Below are 13,223 nucleotides of genomic sequence, written 5' to 3' on the forward strand. Positions count from 1 at the left end.
GTTAGCCCACCATGGCGCCGTCGCCGTCGCCGAGCGTGATCGCGCCTTCTTCTTCCAGACGGCGCACCACCTGGATGATGGCGTCCTGGGCGACTTCCACGTCCTTGAGGCGGATCGGCCCGAGCATGGTGATTTCGTCGCGCAGCGCCTCGGCGGCACGCTTGGAGATGGCTCCGTAGATGTTTTCGCGCAGCGCCTCGGTGGCGGACTTCATCGCCGTCGCCAGATGCGACGAGTCGACTTCGCGCAGCACGCGCTGCAGGTCGCCGGCCGAAAGGCGGCGAATGTCGTCGAAGCTGAACATCTTGCGGCGAACGGAGGAACCGAGGGTCTGGTTGCGCTCCTCGATGCGCGCCAGCAGGGTTTTCGAGCTTTCCTTGTCGAGCAGGTTGAGCAGGTCGGCCACCGCGCGCACCCCGCCGCTGACATGGTAAGGCGTGGCGGACTTGGCGGTGAGGTGGCGGGTGAGGCTACGGACGATTTTGCCGACCAAGTCGCTGGGCGTGCTTTCGATGGTGCCCAGGCGTTCGACGACCTCATCCCGTTGCTCGACGGGCAACATCATAAAGACCTCGGCGGCCTTGGCCGAGGACAGGTGCGAAAGGAGGTAGGCGATCGTCTGTGGCTGCTCATCGCGCAGAAGGTTATAAATCTGCCGCCCCTCCATCGCGCTGATTTCATCCATCATGCCACTGCTGTCACCAGGCATAGGCGCAGCACCGACGCGCGTGAGCAGCAAACCGGCCTTGTATTCACCTTTCGACAACTCCAGTGCGCGCCGGGCGTAATCCATGCCGCCCAAGGTGCAGCCCAAGCTGTCGCCGATAAGGGGGGCAAATTCTTCCAGGGCTAAGGTGCGAGCCGCATCCGGCACCACGGGCAGTTGGCCCATCTCGCGGCAAATCGATTCCAACTCCTCGTCTTCAAAGTGCTTAAGGATGTCGGCCGCGATTTCTGGGCCGGCAATGATCAGGAAAACCGCCAGCTTTTGCGTGCGGTTGAGCTTGGTGTAATCGACGTCGGCCATGGTGGGGTGGGCGCTTAGTTACGCTTGGTGGCCGCCACCCAGTCGCGCAGGGCGGTGCCTACGTTGGCGGGCTTCTGGCGGATGAGTTCGTTGAGCAGTTCGGGGGTCAGTGCAACCGGGCCGGAGGAAGCAGCGCGTGATCCGCCACCACTGCCATCCATGGAGAGCAACTCCACAGGCACCGGCTCTAGACGCTGGCTGCGCAGCATGCGGAAGAAGATAAAGAAGGCGCCCAAGGCGATGGCCACCGCCAAGTAACGCGAGGCGGTTTCGATCCAGCCCTGCACCCGGCTCTCCTTGGCCATGGTCTGGATCTGCTCGTCCACCACCACCGGCTGGAAGGCGGTCTCTTGCAAACTGACCAGCTCTTCAAGGTTCTGGCCGGCCAAGGGTTTGAGGCCGAGGGCGTTGATGACGATCCGGCGCAGGCCGTCGAGTTCGGCCGGGGTGCGCGCGGGGGCCGGCGTGGCGGGAGCGGGCGGCTGGCCGGCCACCACCGGAGCGGGGACCGGAGGACGAGCGGCGACGAAGACGGCGGCAGTCAGCGATTTGATCCCACCGGGGTTACGCTTCACGTTGGTGGTCTTGCGGTTGATCTCGTAGCTGATGGTCGTGTTCTTGCGGTTTTGGGCGTTGGTGATCGCGGGGGCCTCGGGCGCGGCGGCAGCGCCGGGAGCGCCGGGGGTATTGGCGGCGGCACCGGTCGCCCCGCTCTTACGCGCTTCCTGCGAGCTGTTGCTGTCCTCGGTGTTGGTCTGCGAACGAATGACCGCGCCCTCGGGGTCAAACTTGTCCTCGGTGAGCGTGGCCGACTCGTTGTCGATGTCGGCCGAGACGCGTACGATGGCCTGGCCGACGCCGAGCACGGGAGTGAGCATACCCTCGATTTTTTTGGCAAAGTAGTCCTCCACCTGCTGGCGGTAGCGGATCAAGCTGGAGGCGCTGCCGAGCAAGGGATCTTCCTTGAGGTCGGCTGAGAGCACCCGGCCGCGTTGGTCAACCACCGCGACCTCGTCGGGCGAGAGGCCCTGCACGGCGTTGGCCACCAGGTGGCGGATAGAGTTAACCGCTTCGACCTCAAGACGGCCGTTCACCTCGATGAACACCGAGGCGGTGGGTTTGACGCCCTGTTCGGTCAGCAGCAGGCGGTTTTCGGGCTGCACGATCATGACGCGGGCCGCAGCCACGCCGTCGAGCTGGCCGATGGTGCGGGCCAACTCGCCCTGAATGGCGCGGTTGTAATTGGTGCGTTGCACGAAGTCGCTCAGGCCGAATTGGCCCTTGTCGAAAATCTCGTAGCCCACGCCGTCGCCGCCGGGCAGGCCCTTGGAAGCGAGCTCCATGCGCAGGCGATGAACTTGGTCGGCAGGCACATAGATGTTACCGCCGTTGAGGCCGACGCGGTGTTTGACGCCCTGTGCTTGTAAATTGGTGACGATGGCGGCGGCGTCCTTCTCCTTGAGGCGGCCGTAGAGCAGCTGGTAGTCGGGCTGATTCGACCAGACCGTCAGACCCGTGACCACGCCCGCCACCGCAACCGCGGCCACGATGAGCGAGACGCGTTGGTTGATGCCAAGTTGGCCCCAGAGGGCGACAATGGACTGGAAGAAGGGGTTCATCTTTGGGGTTGGGGATCAGTAAAAGCGGGACGGGGTAAACAGCAGCGCAGGCAACTCAGACCGGCATACGCATAAGTTCCTGGTAGGACTCGACCACCTTGTTGCGCACCTCGACCATCAGGCCGAAGGACAGGGAGGCCTCCTGCATGGCAATGACGCTCTGGTGGAGGTTGGGGTTGTCGCCCATGAGCACCGAGCGGGTCACTTCGCTGGCCTTGGCCTGGCGCTGCTCCACATCGGTGATCAGGTTATTGAAAATGTCGCCGAAGCCGCCGCCAGCCGGAGGGGCGCCGGCGGAGGTTTTGGGAGCGAAGGTCTCCTTGACCTGAGCGAGGTCGAGCTGGGGACGGATCGATTGGGCGGAAATGGGGAGGGCTGCGCCGATGAGTGCCATGGGGGGTGGGGGTAAGAGCTGGGAGCTTAGAGCTAGGAGCTGGGAGCGGTAAGGGAGGAAGCGGAGTGGCTGGGGGATTGAGAGCTCTTAGCTTTTAGCTATTAGCTCGTTAGCTCGTTCACTTACTTACCGATTTCCAGGGTTTTCATCGCCATTTGGCGGGAGTTTTTGGCGACCGTGAGGTTGGCCTCATAGGCTCGGGAGGCGGTGATCAAGTCCACCATCTCGAACGCGAGGTTAACGTTGGGCATGGTCACCATGCCCTTGGCGTCGGCGTCCGGGCTGGACGGGTCGTTGATACGTTGGCCGGGGGTGGTGTCGTTGCTGATTTCGGACACCCGCACGGTGGACAGGCCGGCGCCGCGCGAGCCGAAGGCGTTTTGAGACTTCTGCATCTCGCTCTCGAAGCTGACCACCCGGCGTTGATAAGGCAGGCCATCGGGGCCGCGAGTGGTGTGGGCGTTGGCGATGTTTTGCGCGATGACGTCCAAACGCGTGCGTTGGGCGGTCAGGGCGCTGTCGGTCGAGGCGATACCGGCGAGAATATCCATGGCGGGCAGGGGTTACGCAGAACGGCCGGTGATGGCCATTTTGAGTTGCTTGATGTTACGGCTGACCAATTCGGTAAGAAACTCGTGATCAACGCGGTTGCGGCTCATGGCCATCAACTCGGACTCGATCTCGACGCTATTACCATCGGGACGGACGGCATGCACGGTGGGGTCGACCGCGAGCCGGGGGGTGAGGGAGTCAAGGGCACCGGGCATCGGTTTAGCGCCTTGAGCGAACTGGGCCTTGAGGGTCTGGCCAAAGTCGGCGGAAACATCGAGGCGGCGATAGCCGGGGGTATCGGCGTTGGCGATGTTGTTGGCGATAGCCTCTTGGCGCACCACGGAGGCATCCAGCAGCTTGCGGGCAAGCTGGTAATTGGTGTTGGAGACGACGGCCTCGATCATGAGGCTTGATTTAGCACACCTGGTGCCAGCCCAAAAACCCACGTCGCATCCCGCGACAGACCATCTGTTTAAAAATCACGCTCAAGCGCTCACGCCGCCCGACTAAAGGCCCGTAGCCGGCAGGGGCAAAAACTGCCGTACCACCCCGTCCTGGCGGTCGCCGCAGGGTAAGAAAAAGTACCGTGACTGCATATTTAATTACTCCGCAGCAATATGAAGTATATCGAATCAAACCACGGCGATTTAGCCGCGAAAGATCGCAAGGAGCGCAAAGAATAAACCCTGTATTTCTATGCGTTCTCTGCGTTCTTTCGCGGCTAAACAGATCGGTGTTCGTCGTTGATGTTACAGGGCTTCAGGATGAAACACTTTAGATATTTTACCGACCAGCCTCTTACCAAAAAACCCCCAGCTCATCCCCACTTCATGGAATTCTCCCACCCGAAAGCCGATGTCTATGTCCCCGGTGGCGCGCTCGCGCCCGCCGCCGCGCTCGCCACGGTCACGCACCTGTGCATCGGCGCGCACCAGGACGACATCGAGATCATGGCCCACGCCGGCATCTGCGACTGCCTCGATACCCCCGGCAAAGCCTTCGGCGGGGTGGTCGTGACCAACGGCGCCGGCTCCTCGCGCTCCGGCCCCTTCGCCGCCTACACCGACGAGCAGATGCAGGACATCCGCCGCCTCGAACAGCGCAAGGCCGCCGACCTCGGCTGCTACGCGATCCAGATTCAACTCGCCCTCCCCAGCGCCGAGGTGAAACGCCCCGGCCAACCTGGAGTCGCCGCCGACCTGCTAGCGATTTTCGCCGGCTGCCAGCCCGAGGTGGTTTATCTGCACCAACCCGCCGATAAACACGACACCCACATCGGCGTGCTGGCGCGGTGTTTGGAGGCGATTCGCGCGCTGCCGCTGGAACGCCGCCCGCGCCGCGTGCTCGGCTGCGAAGTCTGGCGCGACCTCGACTGGATGATCGACGCCGACAAGGTGGCGCTCGATTCCGGCCGCCGGCTCGAACTGGCCGCGGATTTGTTAAAGGTGTTCGATTCCCAGATCAGCGGCGGCAAACGCTACGACCTGGCCACGATCGGCCGACGCGCGGCCAACGCCACTTATCACACCTCGCACGCCTCCGACAAAACCGAGGGCATCACCTGGGCGATGGACCTGACGCCACTGGTGACCGCGCCGACGCTCGATCTGGCCGGCTACACGCAGGGTTATATCGACCGCCTGCGCGCCGACGTGACCGAGCGCATCCAGCGGATGGGTTGAGTGCGCAGGGGCATTCAAGATAAGTTCACGGGGATTCCCAGTGCCACCTCAGGGATTTCACTCCGTGCCCCCATTCCGCCTGCCTCAATCCGCGTGGCCTTGCGCGTGAGCGCAGGGTGTTTCCACTTCCCCGCTTCCCTCGCTGACTCCACAGCGAGCGGGTACCGGGGTTTTATAATCGGGTAACGGGACTACGGTTTATTTAGCGGAGAGGGACGCCGGGTATTCACCGGCCGCCACCAACTGGGCGATCGCAGCGGTGACCAGGGGTTTGTCATCGCGGTAGGTCACGCCGAACCACGCGCCGTCGCTGGTGAGGACCTTCACTTGGGCGGCCTGGGCGGCCATCATGCCGGCCACGGCGGAGGGAATATAATACTCGGCTTTGTCGTCGCCGGCGCGGGTTTGCAGGAATTGGACGAGACCCGCTTCGAGCAGGGGGAAAATTGCCGGGGTAAACCCAAAAAAGTTCATCGATACGGTTTCCTGTCCGGTGAAATTAACCCAGTCGCCGGACGGGGCGTTGCAGCGGGCGCCGGCGGGGGCTTTTTCGATGCCGACCCACTCCTCGATCGATTGCAGGTTACCGGAGTCGTCGGCCGTGCAGACCCCGCGGGCCACGCTGCCGTGATCGGACAGGGTGCGGTCGAGGCGGTACCCGACCATGGCAAAATGCTGCATGCCGTCCTGCGGGGCTGGAGTTGCAAAAAACTGGGCGAGCGAACGGTAGGCGTCGGCCCCGTAAAAATCGTCGGCGTTGATCGCGGCGAACGGGGTTTTCACTTTTTCCCGGGCGCACCAGATGGCGTGGCCGGTGCCGAGGGGCTTGGTGCGCGTGGGCGAGACACTGCAACCGGCGGGCAGCGTGTCCAGACCTTGGTAAACGTAGTCCACGTCGATGCGGTTTTCGTAGCGGCTGCCGATCATGGCGCGGAACTCAGCGTCGAAATCGCGGCGGATCACAAAGACCACCCGGGTAAAGCCGGCGCGGATCGCATCGAACACCGAATAGTCGAGCAGGGTTTCCCCAGACGGCCCGACCGGGTCGAGCTGTTTAAGGCCGCCGTAGCGGCTCCCCATACCGGCCGCCAAAATGAGCAATGTCGTGGACATGCGCCGAACCAGACCGATGTGAAAACACGGAGCAATACTTTGCTAAAGTAACCCGACACAAAAAAGCCGCCCTCTCGCGAAGGGCGGCTTTTTGGTGAAAACGTTCCGAAGAACTTAGCGCTTGGAGAACTGGAAGCGCTTGCGGGCGCCGGGTTGACCGGGCTTCTTGCGCTCTTTTTCGCGGGGGTCGCGCATCAGGTGGCCGGCTTTTTTAAGGGCGGCACGCAGCTCAGGATTGAGCTTCTGGAGGGCGCGGGCGATACCGTGGGCAGTTGCACCGGCCTGGCCAGTGACACCACCGCCGGAAACGTTGACATCAACGTCGATCTTGTCGCGAAGCTCGACGGTGAGCAGCGGGCGGAAAGCCTGCTTGGCAAAGTTCTCGTGGGAGAAGTAAACCTCGAAGTCGCTGCCGTTGGCAGTGAGCTTGCCGGTGCCTTCGGAAAGGCGAACGCGGGCAGTGGAGGTCTTACGGCGGCCGGTGCCGAGGAAAATGGTCTTTTCAGCGCTCATGGGTATCAGGCGGAGATCTTGATCGGGTTCTGGGCCTCGTGGGTGTGGGTCGGGCCGGCGAACACGCGAAGTTTGGTGAGCATCGTGCGAGCGATACGGTTCTTGGGCAGCATGCCCTTGACCGCGTGCTCGATGATGAAGGCGGGGTTTTTGTCCCGCATCTGCTGCATAGTCTTGTAGCTTTCGCCACCGACGAAACCGGAGAAGAACATGTACTTGTTCTGTTCTTCTTTCTTACCGGTGAGTACGACCTTCTCGGCGTTGATGATGACAACGAAGTCACCGGTATCGACGCTGGGAGTGTAGGAGGCTTTATGCCGACCGCGAATTAGGTTGGCTGCTTTGACCGCGAGACGGCCAAGGACCTGCCCCTCGGCATCGATTAGATGCCACTTGGGTTGCACGGTCTCTTTTTTGGCGAGGAACGTTTTCATTAGAAAAGAGGCGGATTGGGGATACTTAGAAGAGGTGTGTCAACCCCTGTTTTGCGGTTGTGAATAAAAAAGCCCGCCGCGCAGTTTCCGCGCAACGGGCAGGTAAAGGTAGGGATTGAGCTTAAAAAGAGATCAGAACCCAATGGCGATGCCCAGGGAGTACACGATCTGATCCTGCTCGGAGCTGATGCCACCGGTGGGATTTGAATCGCCCACATTGGTGTAGTTAACCGCAGCGGTCACCTTGGCGGTTTCGCTCAGCTGATAAGGAATCGCCGCACCCACACCCCAGTAGGTGTAGTCATCAGCACCGTTGGTGCGCTGGACGCAGCCCACCAGAGCGGAGAGGTCGACCTGAAGGCCGAGTTTTTCCACGGGAACACTGTGGCCGATGGAGGCGATGTAGGCGGTGCTCTCGTTGTCCAAATCGTAGTAGGCATACAGGCTGGGGCTGAGCAGCACGTTGGCCTTCAAACCGACAAACGCCTCGGTGGAGTCGCCGAGCTGACGCTCGTAGAGGTAACGAGTCAGGCCGACATCGGCCGAGAAGATCTCGGTGAGGGCGAAATTATAGCCGGCGTAAAGGTCGGTCTCCGAGGCCACTTGGCCAGCGAAGTCATCGGAGTACCACACTCCGGCGTAGAAATCACGGTAGTTGGCCTCGATCGAGGGCTGGAAGGAGGCGCCTGCGGTTTCAAGGCCGCGAAACACGTAGGTGCTCACGAACGTGGAATCGAGGCTCACGGACAAGGGGTTGGAAATGCCTTCGGCAGCGGAGGCGGAAACGCCGGCCACGAGGGCAGCGAGGGCAATGATCGTCTTTTTCATGAATGATGTTCTTTAGGGTTAACTCTGACAGGGGCCGTTTTTCAACGGCTCGCACAGGCAATGAATTACTCGGCAAAGCTCAAGTCATTCCCGCCCAATCACCCGCATCCACGGATTCAGGCCTTCTTGACGCGCACCGCGCGCCGCCGCTGCGGAAACAGCTCGCGGCATAACCCGCACACCGTCCCATCGCAGCCCCGCGCCGTGCAGTGCTCGCGCCCGTAAAAAATGATCCGCAGGTGCAACGCGTTCCAGTGCTCCACCGGAAACAGCTTTTTCAAATCACGCTCGGTCTGCTCCACGCTGGCCCCGAGGCGGGTGAGTTTCCAGCGCTGCGCGAGACGGTGAATATGCGTGTCGACCGGGAACGCCGGCACGCCAAAGGCCTGCGCCATCACGACGGATGCCGTCTTGTGCCCCACCCCCGGCAACTCCTCCAGTTCCGCAAACGTACGCGGCACCTCGCCGCCGTGGCGCTCCAGCAACAGCTCCGAGAGCCGGTGAATGGCCTGCGCCTTCCGCGGAGCGAGCCCGCAGGGGCGCACATGCGCGTCGATTTCAGCCACGCTGAGTTTCACCATGTCGCGGGGGTTATCCGCTTTCGCGAAGAGCCCGGGCGTCTGTAAATTAACCCGTTTGTCGGTGCACTGGGCCGAGAGCAGGACTGCGATCAGCAGCGTGTAGGGGTTGGTGTGATCGAGCGGGATGGGGGTTTCTGGATACAACTTGGCCAGATACCGATCGATGTACGCGGCGCGTGCCGCAGCGGTACGATAATCGGCGTTTTTTTTGGGCTCCATACTCACCGTCCACGTTCCCCATCACGCGAACGCAGGCAAGTCTGCAAACACCGTTACGCGACCACGCGTTGAAGGCCCATTGTTGCACGGCGCACAGCTATTTCCCCGGGGCCAACCGTGCGGCAGTCAGCATCCCTGTCTTGTCGTGAGGCTCATCCACCAGGGCACGAATGACAGGCCCCACGCCCGTCGGCGCAGTCGCCGGAAACAGAACCAGACGCACTCGGGTACGCGGCCCAACATTAAGGAAATGATGGCCGGCAAAAACCCATTGCCCTCCATCAAAGCAGGCCAGGCGGAAATCAACCGGCCCCGTGGCGGAAACGTTGCTCCCGACACCCTGCGGCAGGTCCAAAACCTTACGCCCCACCTGCCCCGTGTAGTGCCGTCCCGTGGCGTTGACCACCGCGATGTGCCCCACCGGAAAGCGCGCCGGATCATCGTCCACCGGAAGCACCAAAAACTTGATACCGTCGGGCTGCGTCTCCGGCAGCGGAATAAACAACAGCAACGCCTCCCTCATTCCGCTTGGCAGCGTCGCCACCGCAACAGGGCGCGGCAACGGCTTCACGAGGGGGACCGCCACCACCCCGACCTGCGCATATCGTGCCCAATCTTCTACCGCATAAAACGCCACATCGGCCGAACCCGTGTACCGGTACCGCTCCGATTTATTTTGGGTAAAAAACCGCAAGCTCATCGGCTGCGATAGCTTTGTCGGCAGGTAACACAACCCCTCCAATCGCTTGCGGCTAAAAACCGTGAACTGCACGGTCACCTCGGGCGGCGGCATGGCCTGGCCCTGAACGAAAACGGGGATGAGCGTCCAAAGACTGATTAAATATCGGAGGGGGATAACCATCGGAATTGAGTGATTTTAAACCGGCGGCCGAAGCCATCCACCCGAGGCGCGAGCACGTCATCGTCCGCCGCGACGGTTTCCGGAAAACGCTGCACGGTTGCCTCGCACCAAGCCCGAGCCGTTACCGTCGCGGCCGTGGGATTGATCACTTCGCCGTAGGCGCGGACCACAAAGGTATCCGATCGCGTGCGACAGTAGGGCGCCAAAGCGGTCATGATATCGGCAGGTGTGAGCGTGAGTGAGTTGAAGCCGGGATCAGTGAACGCAGGCACCGGATTTGCACTGAGGTTCGCTGGATTAATCGTCGCATCCGCAATGGCCTTTTCCAGCACGCTGGCCCCGCCCAAAAACGCCTGCGGCGCGAGAAACTCCTCCATGCCTCGAAACGGTCCACTCGCCGCCATCTTGGTGCGCACCTGTCCCACGATCGCCTGCGCCATCAGCTCAAGTTGTGCGGTGGTGAGCAGGTGCGTTGCGCCACTGTCGCTGCCCCCGCGCAGGCCCGCGCGAAAGGTTTTCTTGGAAAGGAGCCCGTCGATCGCGGCGTTGGAATCCGCATACGTTTCCTGCGCCGATTGAGGGAAACGAAAAAAAGCCGGGCCGCCGGCTCCCGCACCTTCGGCGAGCGTGGCATCGTTCAACGTCTCGTCGGCGCCCCCCTGCCCCACCCCCGCCTGACTGCCCGTGCAGTCGTTAGGTACAGCACTCTCGTCGACCACCATGCGCTGAAACGGTTTTGCCGCACTGAAGCGCACCCCCGAAAGCACCGCGCGCCAGGCCGCCGGACTCGTCGAGTTCACATTGAAACCGCCCGCCTGCAGCAAGAACCGCGAGGTGTAGGCGCTGCCGCCATCGCGCACGACATCGAGAGAGAGAGGCGCAGTCCGAACCGCCCGGCTATCGACCGGCAGCAGATTGGCGTTGGGTAAAGGAACCCCGTTTAACAAATCCGGCGCGCCACCGGCCGAGGGCACCCCGGAAAAGAAAAAGCGGTCGAACCAGCCGTTGACCGTGCCGCCGCGCAGGTCGGTCACCGCCGCGCCCCACGCATTGCCCAACGCAAACGGACGGCCGGCGGTGAAACGCAGGTGCTGCAACTCGCCCAACGACAACAACGGCAACCTCGGCAACTCGAACACCGGCGCGTCATTGTTGGCGGAACGCGTGGAGCCCAGGGCGACGCCCGCAGCCCGGTAAAGCAGGAAATTATTAACCCCCATGCTGGTGGCCGGCGTCCCCACATACGCCTCGGGATCGAGGTCGAGGGTTTCATTAAACGCGGTGAACACACTCGCCGGCGGGGACTGGTTTCTGAAATCGCCGGCCGCCGCCGAAAGCCAGTCGCGCTCCTTGTTCAACGAACTCGGCTGCCGGAGTCGAAAGCCGTAAGCGAACACCCAATTTCCGCTCGTCGCAGGATCTTCGACGTTGGGCACCAGCAGCGCCGGAAAAGTCGGCGAGGTGTAAGTCGCCAGTAAGTTGATACCCGATTTGAGCCTGACCGTGAGAACGGGCGCGGAGTCGGTGGCCACCTGCAGCGCACCCGAAGTGCCCGCCAGAGGCATCGAGCTGTAAGCCCAACCTTGGGCCGACAGGTTTTTGGAATAAAACGTCAGATTGGCCGTCGGCGCGGAGCCGGTGCCGGTGACCCAAGCATAAAGGCGCCCCGGCAACCAGGACGCCCGGTCGGTTTGCGCGCCAACCGTGAAGGGGAGCTGAACTTGCATCGGCGTGGGCGATCCGCCGGATCCTTGCAATGTCGCGCCCACCGCCTGCAGATCAAAAGTCCCGGTTGCCCCGCCCGGCCCCGTATCGGTGATTTGAATGCGCGGAAGTCCGGTGATCTCCAGCGCAAGGCCGGCCGGCGGCACGAAGGCGGCGGTGTAGGGATTCCACAACTCGACGAAGAGCCGCGAGCGCACCTGTACCGAGCCGCCCGCGCGCAGCACGCGAAATTGAATCAGGAAGCTCGCCAACACCGGCGACACGCCAAATTCAAGAGCCGGCGCCTCGACGCTCGCAGCCGTCGCCACAGTGGGAAACAGGTGATAGCGCCGCCTTGAAGATGCCGTCGTAGTGATGGGCGGAACGGCGGAATTGGATTCACTGGGCGCCTCCATGTAAGCGGGGTAATTCACGAAAGCCGCAAAGGCGTTGCCCAGCAGCGCCGGCTGCGCTGAAAGGTCGCGCAACAACCCGCGGTGCGCCTGCGAATCCGGCAGCGTGTTGGCCAGGACCGACACAGCGCGCACCGTGAAATCGTGATAATGCTCACGCAGAAACCCGCCCAAAGGCGCACTGGACGCCACGGGCGTTAAGAACTGGCACTGATTGATCTCCAGCAGGCGATGGCGCAGCGGGTCATTTTGCGCATCCAACGGATCAAACCCAGAGCGGTCGTTGGCCACGTTGCGGAAGTAGCTCGGCGCGGTCGCGATTTGCTGGCGGATGCGGCTGCGCTGGTCGTCCACCGCCGAAGTCACCCACGGCGGGTAATTCACCTCGCCCGTCCGATCCGGCAGACCGACGGAGGCCTTCACGCCCTGGTCGCCCACCCAGTACGCGTAACGGCCGACGGTTTTGGCCGAGGCGAACCCCGGCGGCGTCAGGTTGATCGGGACTCCCGGCACCACGACGGAGCCGTCGGCCAAGCCACCGCCGCCCATGCGCGCGGCCCCCGCTCCCACCAGCCGCACGGTATTGGGTTTTGCCGTACCAGGCCCGTTCATCGCCAAGCCAGCCGAGTCCAAAATCACGGCCTCGGCGCCAGCAGCAGAGGTTCTCCCCAAGTCGCCTTCAGGGCCGACGAGGAGGGGATTCACCTCGTTGCCACTGACCAGCCACACCAACGGTTCGAGGCCCGGCGAGTTGGCGCTCCAAATTCCAGTGAACCACGGGTTCGCGGCAGCCCGATCCACGGCCGAAGCCTGCGCACTGATGCGCGCGTCCGGACCGGCATAGCTCTGCAATTGGCCGATCGCGATATTCAGGGCCATGAGCGCGTGCTGCTGGGCGAGAGACTGGGCCTGTTGATTGGCAGCCAGCTGAATCTCCACTCGCGTCAACGCGGCAAACGACACCCCCACCAAGACCAGCAACGACATCAACAGGATCGTAATGATGAGCACAAAACCGTTCGAAAACCGCCCTCGCTGTACATCGGCAGCCTGCAGCGGTTTAGCGCGGGGAAAGGGAGTGGTTAACACATTCAAGTTCAGGGCAGGCGGTTGTCCGGTAAAAGACAGCGACTTCCCGAAACGGTGCGCCCGCAGGCCGCAATCACGCCAAATGCAGTGAAGTAGCGCGGACTTCCAGTCTGCCCGAACGGGAAGGCAGGTTGGAAGCCTGCGCTACTTTTCAGGCCGTGTTCGCCCAGCCCACACGGATGTAGGCCCTACG

General features: G+C 62.5%; 13 protein-coding genes. 1 reads left to right on the forward strand and 12 read right to left on the reverse strand.

Annotated features, from left to right (window positions below):
- Nucleotide 1 precedes the first annotated feature (1 nt).
- The 5 genes from fliG to flgB all read right to left on the reverse strand — a co-directional run bounded on the left by fliG (nucleotide 2) and on the right by flgB (nucleotide 3,996).
- Nucleotides 2-1,027: a flagellar motor switch protein FliG gene (gene fliG, locus H2170_10865; GenBank protein ID MCS6300580.1), complete on the reverse strand. Its 1,026-nt coding sequence runs from the start codon at nucleotides 1,025-1,027 to the stop codon at nucleotides 2-4.
- A 14-nt stretch (nucleotides 1,028-1,041) separates the two neighbouring features.
- Entirely contained in the window at nucleotides 1,042-2,646 is a 1,605-nt protein-coding gene (gene fliF / locus H2170_10870) for a flagellar M-ring protein FliF (GenBank protein ID MCS6300581.1), read from the reverse strand.
- A 55-nt stretch (nucleotides 2,647-2,701) separates the two neighbouring features.
- A complete protein-coding gene (gene fliE, locus H2170_10875) occupies nucleotides 2,702-3,040 on the reverse strand; it encodes a flagellar hook-basal body complex protein FliE (protein ID MCS6300582.1) in 339 nt (112 codons plus the stop codon).
- Between the two features lie 122 nt (nucleotides 3,041-3,162).
- Nucleotides 3,163-3,591, reverse strand: coding sequence for a flagellar basal body rod protein FlgC (gene flgC, locus H2170_10880; GenBank protein ID MCS6300583.1), 429 nt, complete (start codon nucleotides 3,589-3,591; stop codon nucleotides 3,163-3,165).
- Between the two features lie 12 nt (nucleotides 3,592-3,603).
- Nucleotides 3,604-3,996, reverse strand: a complete 393-nt coding sequence (gene flgB, locus H2170_10885; protein ID MCS6300584.1) for a flagellar basal body rod protein FlgB — start codon at nucleotides 3,994-3,996, stop codon at nucleotides 3,604-3,606.
- 426 nt (nucleotides 3,997-4,422) lie between these two features.
- On the opposite strand from flgB, the gene H2170_10890 reads away from it, so the two are divergent.
- Complete coding sequence (locus H2170_10890) at nucleotides 4,423-5,274, forward strand: PIG-L family deacetylase (GenBank protein ID MCS6300585.1); 852 nt, start codon at nucleotides 4,423-4,425, stop codon at nucleotides 5,272-5,274.
- Nucleotides 5,275-5,472: 198 nt separating this feature from the next.
- Here H2170_10890 and H2170_10895 read toward each other — a convergent pair whose 3' ends face one another.
- The 7 genes from H2170_10895 to H2170_10925 all read right to left on the reverse strand — a co-directional run bounded on the left by H2170_10895 (nucleotide 5,473) and on the right by H2170_10925 (nucleotide 12,952).
- Complete coding sequence (locus tag H2170_10895) at nucleotides 5,473-6,387, reverse strand: NTP transferase domain-containing protein (GenBank protein MCS6300586.1); 915 nt, start codon at nucleotides 6,385-6,387, stop codon at nucleotides 5,473-5,475.
- Between the two features lie 114 nt (nucleotides 6,388-6,501).
- Nucleotides 6,502-6,900 (reverse strand): 30S ribosomal protein S9, encoded by a 399-nt coding sequence (rpsI, locus tag H2170_10900; protein ID MCS6300587.1) that lies wholly within the window; start codon nucleotides 6,898-6,900, stop codon nucleotides 6,502-6,504.
- A 5-nt stretch (nucleotides 6,901-6,905) separates the two neighbouring features.
- A complete protein-coding gene (rplM, locus tag H2170_10905) occupies nucleotides 6,906-7,334 on the reverse strand; it encodes a 50S ribosomal protein L13 (GenBank protein ID MCS6300588.1) in 429 nt (142 codons plus the stop codon).
- Between the two features lie 132 nt (nucleotides 7,335-7,466).
- Entirely contained in the window at nucleotides 7,467-8,162 is a 696-nt protein-coding gene (locus tag H2170_10910) for a hypothetical protein (GenBank protein MCS6300589.1), read from the reverse strand.
- A gap of 116 nt (nucleotides 8,163-8,278) precedes the next feature.
- A complete protein-coding gene (locus tag H2170_10915) occupies nucleotides 8,279-8,962 on the reverse strand; it encodes an endonuclease III (protein ID MCS6300590.1) in 684 nt (227 codons plus the stop codon).
- Between the two features lie 97 nt (nucleotides 8,963-9,059).
- A complete protein-coding gene (locus tag H2170_10920; protein MCS6300591.1) occupies nucleotides 9,060-9,824 on the reverse strand; it encodes a hypothetical protein in 765 nt (254 codons plus the stop codon).
- Complete coding sequence (locus H2170_10925) at nucleotides 9,800-12,952, reverse strand: hypothetical protein (GenBank protein MCS6300592.1); 3,153 nt, start codon at nucleotides 12,950-12,952, stop codon at nucleotides 9,800-9,802. The genes H2170_10920 and H2170_10925 overlap by 25 nt, the downstream gene beginning before the upstream one ends.
- Nucleotides 12,953-13,223 lie beyond the last annotated feature (271 nt).

It is taken from the genome of Opitutus sp. (assembly GCA_024998815.1).
GTDB lineage: Bacteria > Verrucomicrobiota > Verrucomicrobiia > Opitutales > Opitutaceae > Rariglobus.

What these genes read in the sequence shown, in the direction of transcription:
- rpsI (MCS6300587.1), bottom strand. Translation starts at nt 6,900, where the DNA reads ATGAGCGCTGAAAAGACCATTTTCCTCGGCACCGGCCGCCGTAAGACC.
- H2170_10895 (MCS6300586.1), bottom strand. Translation starts at nt 6,387, where the DNA reads ATGTCCACGACATTGCTCATTTTGGCGGCCGGTATGGGGAGCCGCTAC.
- H2170_10890 (MCS6300585.1), top strand. Translation starts at nt 4,423, where the DNA reads ATGGAATTCTCCCACCCGAAAGCCGATGTCTATGTCCCCGGTGGCGCG.
- H2170_10920 (MCS6300591.1), bottom strand. Translation starts at nt 9,824, where the DNA reads ATGGTTATCCCCCTCCGATATTTAATCAGTCTTTGGACGCTCATCCCC.
- H2170_10915 (MCS6300590.1), bottom strand. Translation starts at nt 8,962, where the DNA reads ATGGAGCCCAAAAAAAACGCCGATTATCGTACCGCTGCGGCACGCGCC.
- flgB (MCS6300584.1), bottom strand. Translation starts at nt 3,996, where the DNA reads ATGATCGAGGCCGTCGTCTCCAACACCAATTACCAGCTTGCCCGCAAG.
- flgC (MCS6300583.1), bottom strand. Translation starts at nt 3,591, where the DNA reads ATGGATATTCTCGCCGGTATCGCCTCGACCGACAGCGCCCTGACCGCC.
- rplM (MCS6300588.1), bottom strand. Translation starts at nt 7,334, where the DNA reads ATGAAAACGTTCCTCGCCAAAAAAGAGACCGTGCAACCCAAGTGGCAT.
- fliE (MCS6300582.1), bottom strand. Translation starts at nt 3,040, where the DNA reads ATGGCACTCATCGGCGCAGCCCTCCCCATTTCCGCCCAATCGATCCGT.
- fliF (MCS6300581.1), bottom strand. Translation starts at nt 2,646, where the DNA reads ATGAACCCCTTCTTCCAGTCCATTGTCGCCCTCTGGGGCCAACTTGGC.
- H2170_10910 (MCS6300589.1), bottom strand. Translation starts at nt 8,162, where the DNA reads ATGAAAAAGACGATCATTGCCCTCGCTGCCCTCGTGGCCGGCGTTTCC.
- fliG (MCS6300580.1), bottom strand. Translation starts at nt 1,027, where the DNA reads ATGGCCGACGTCGATTACACCAAGCTCAACCGCACGCAAAAGCTGGCG.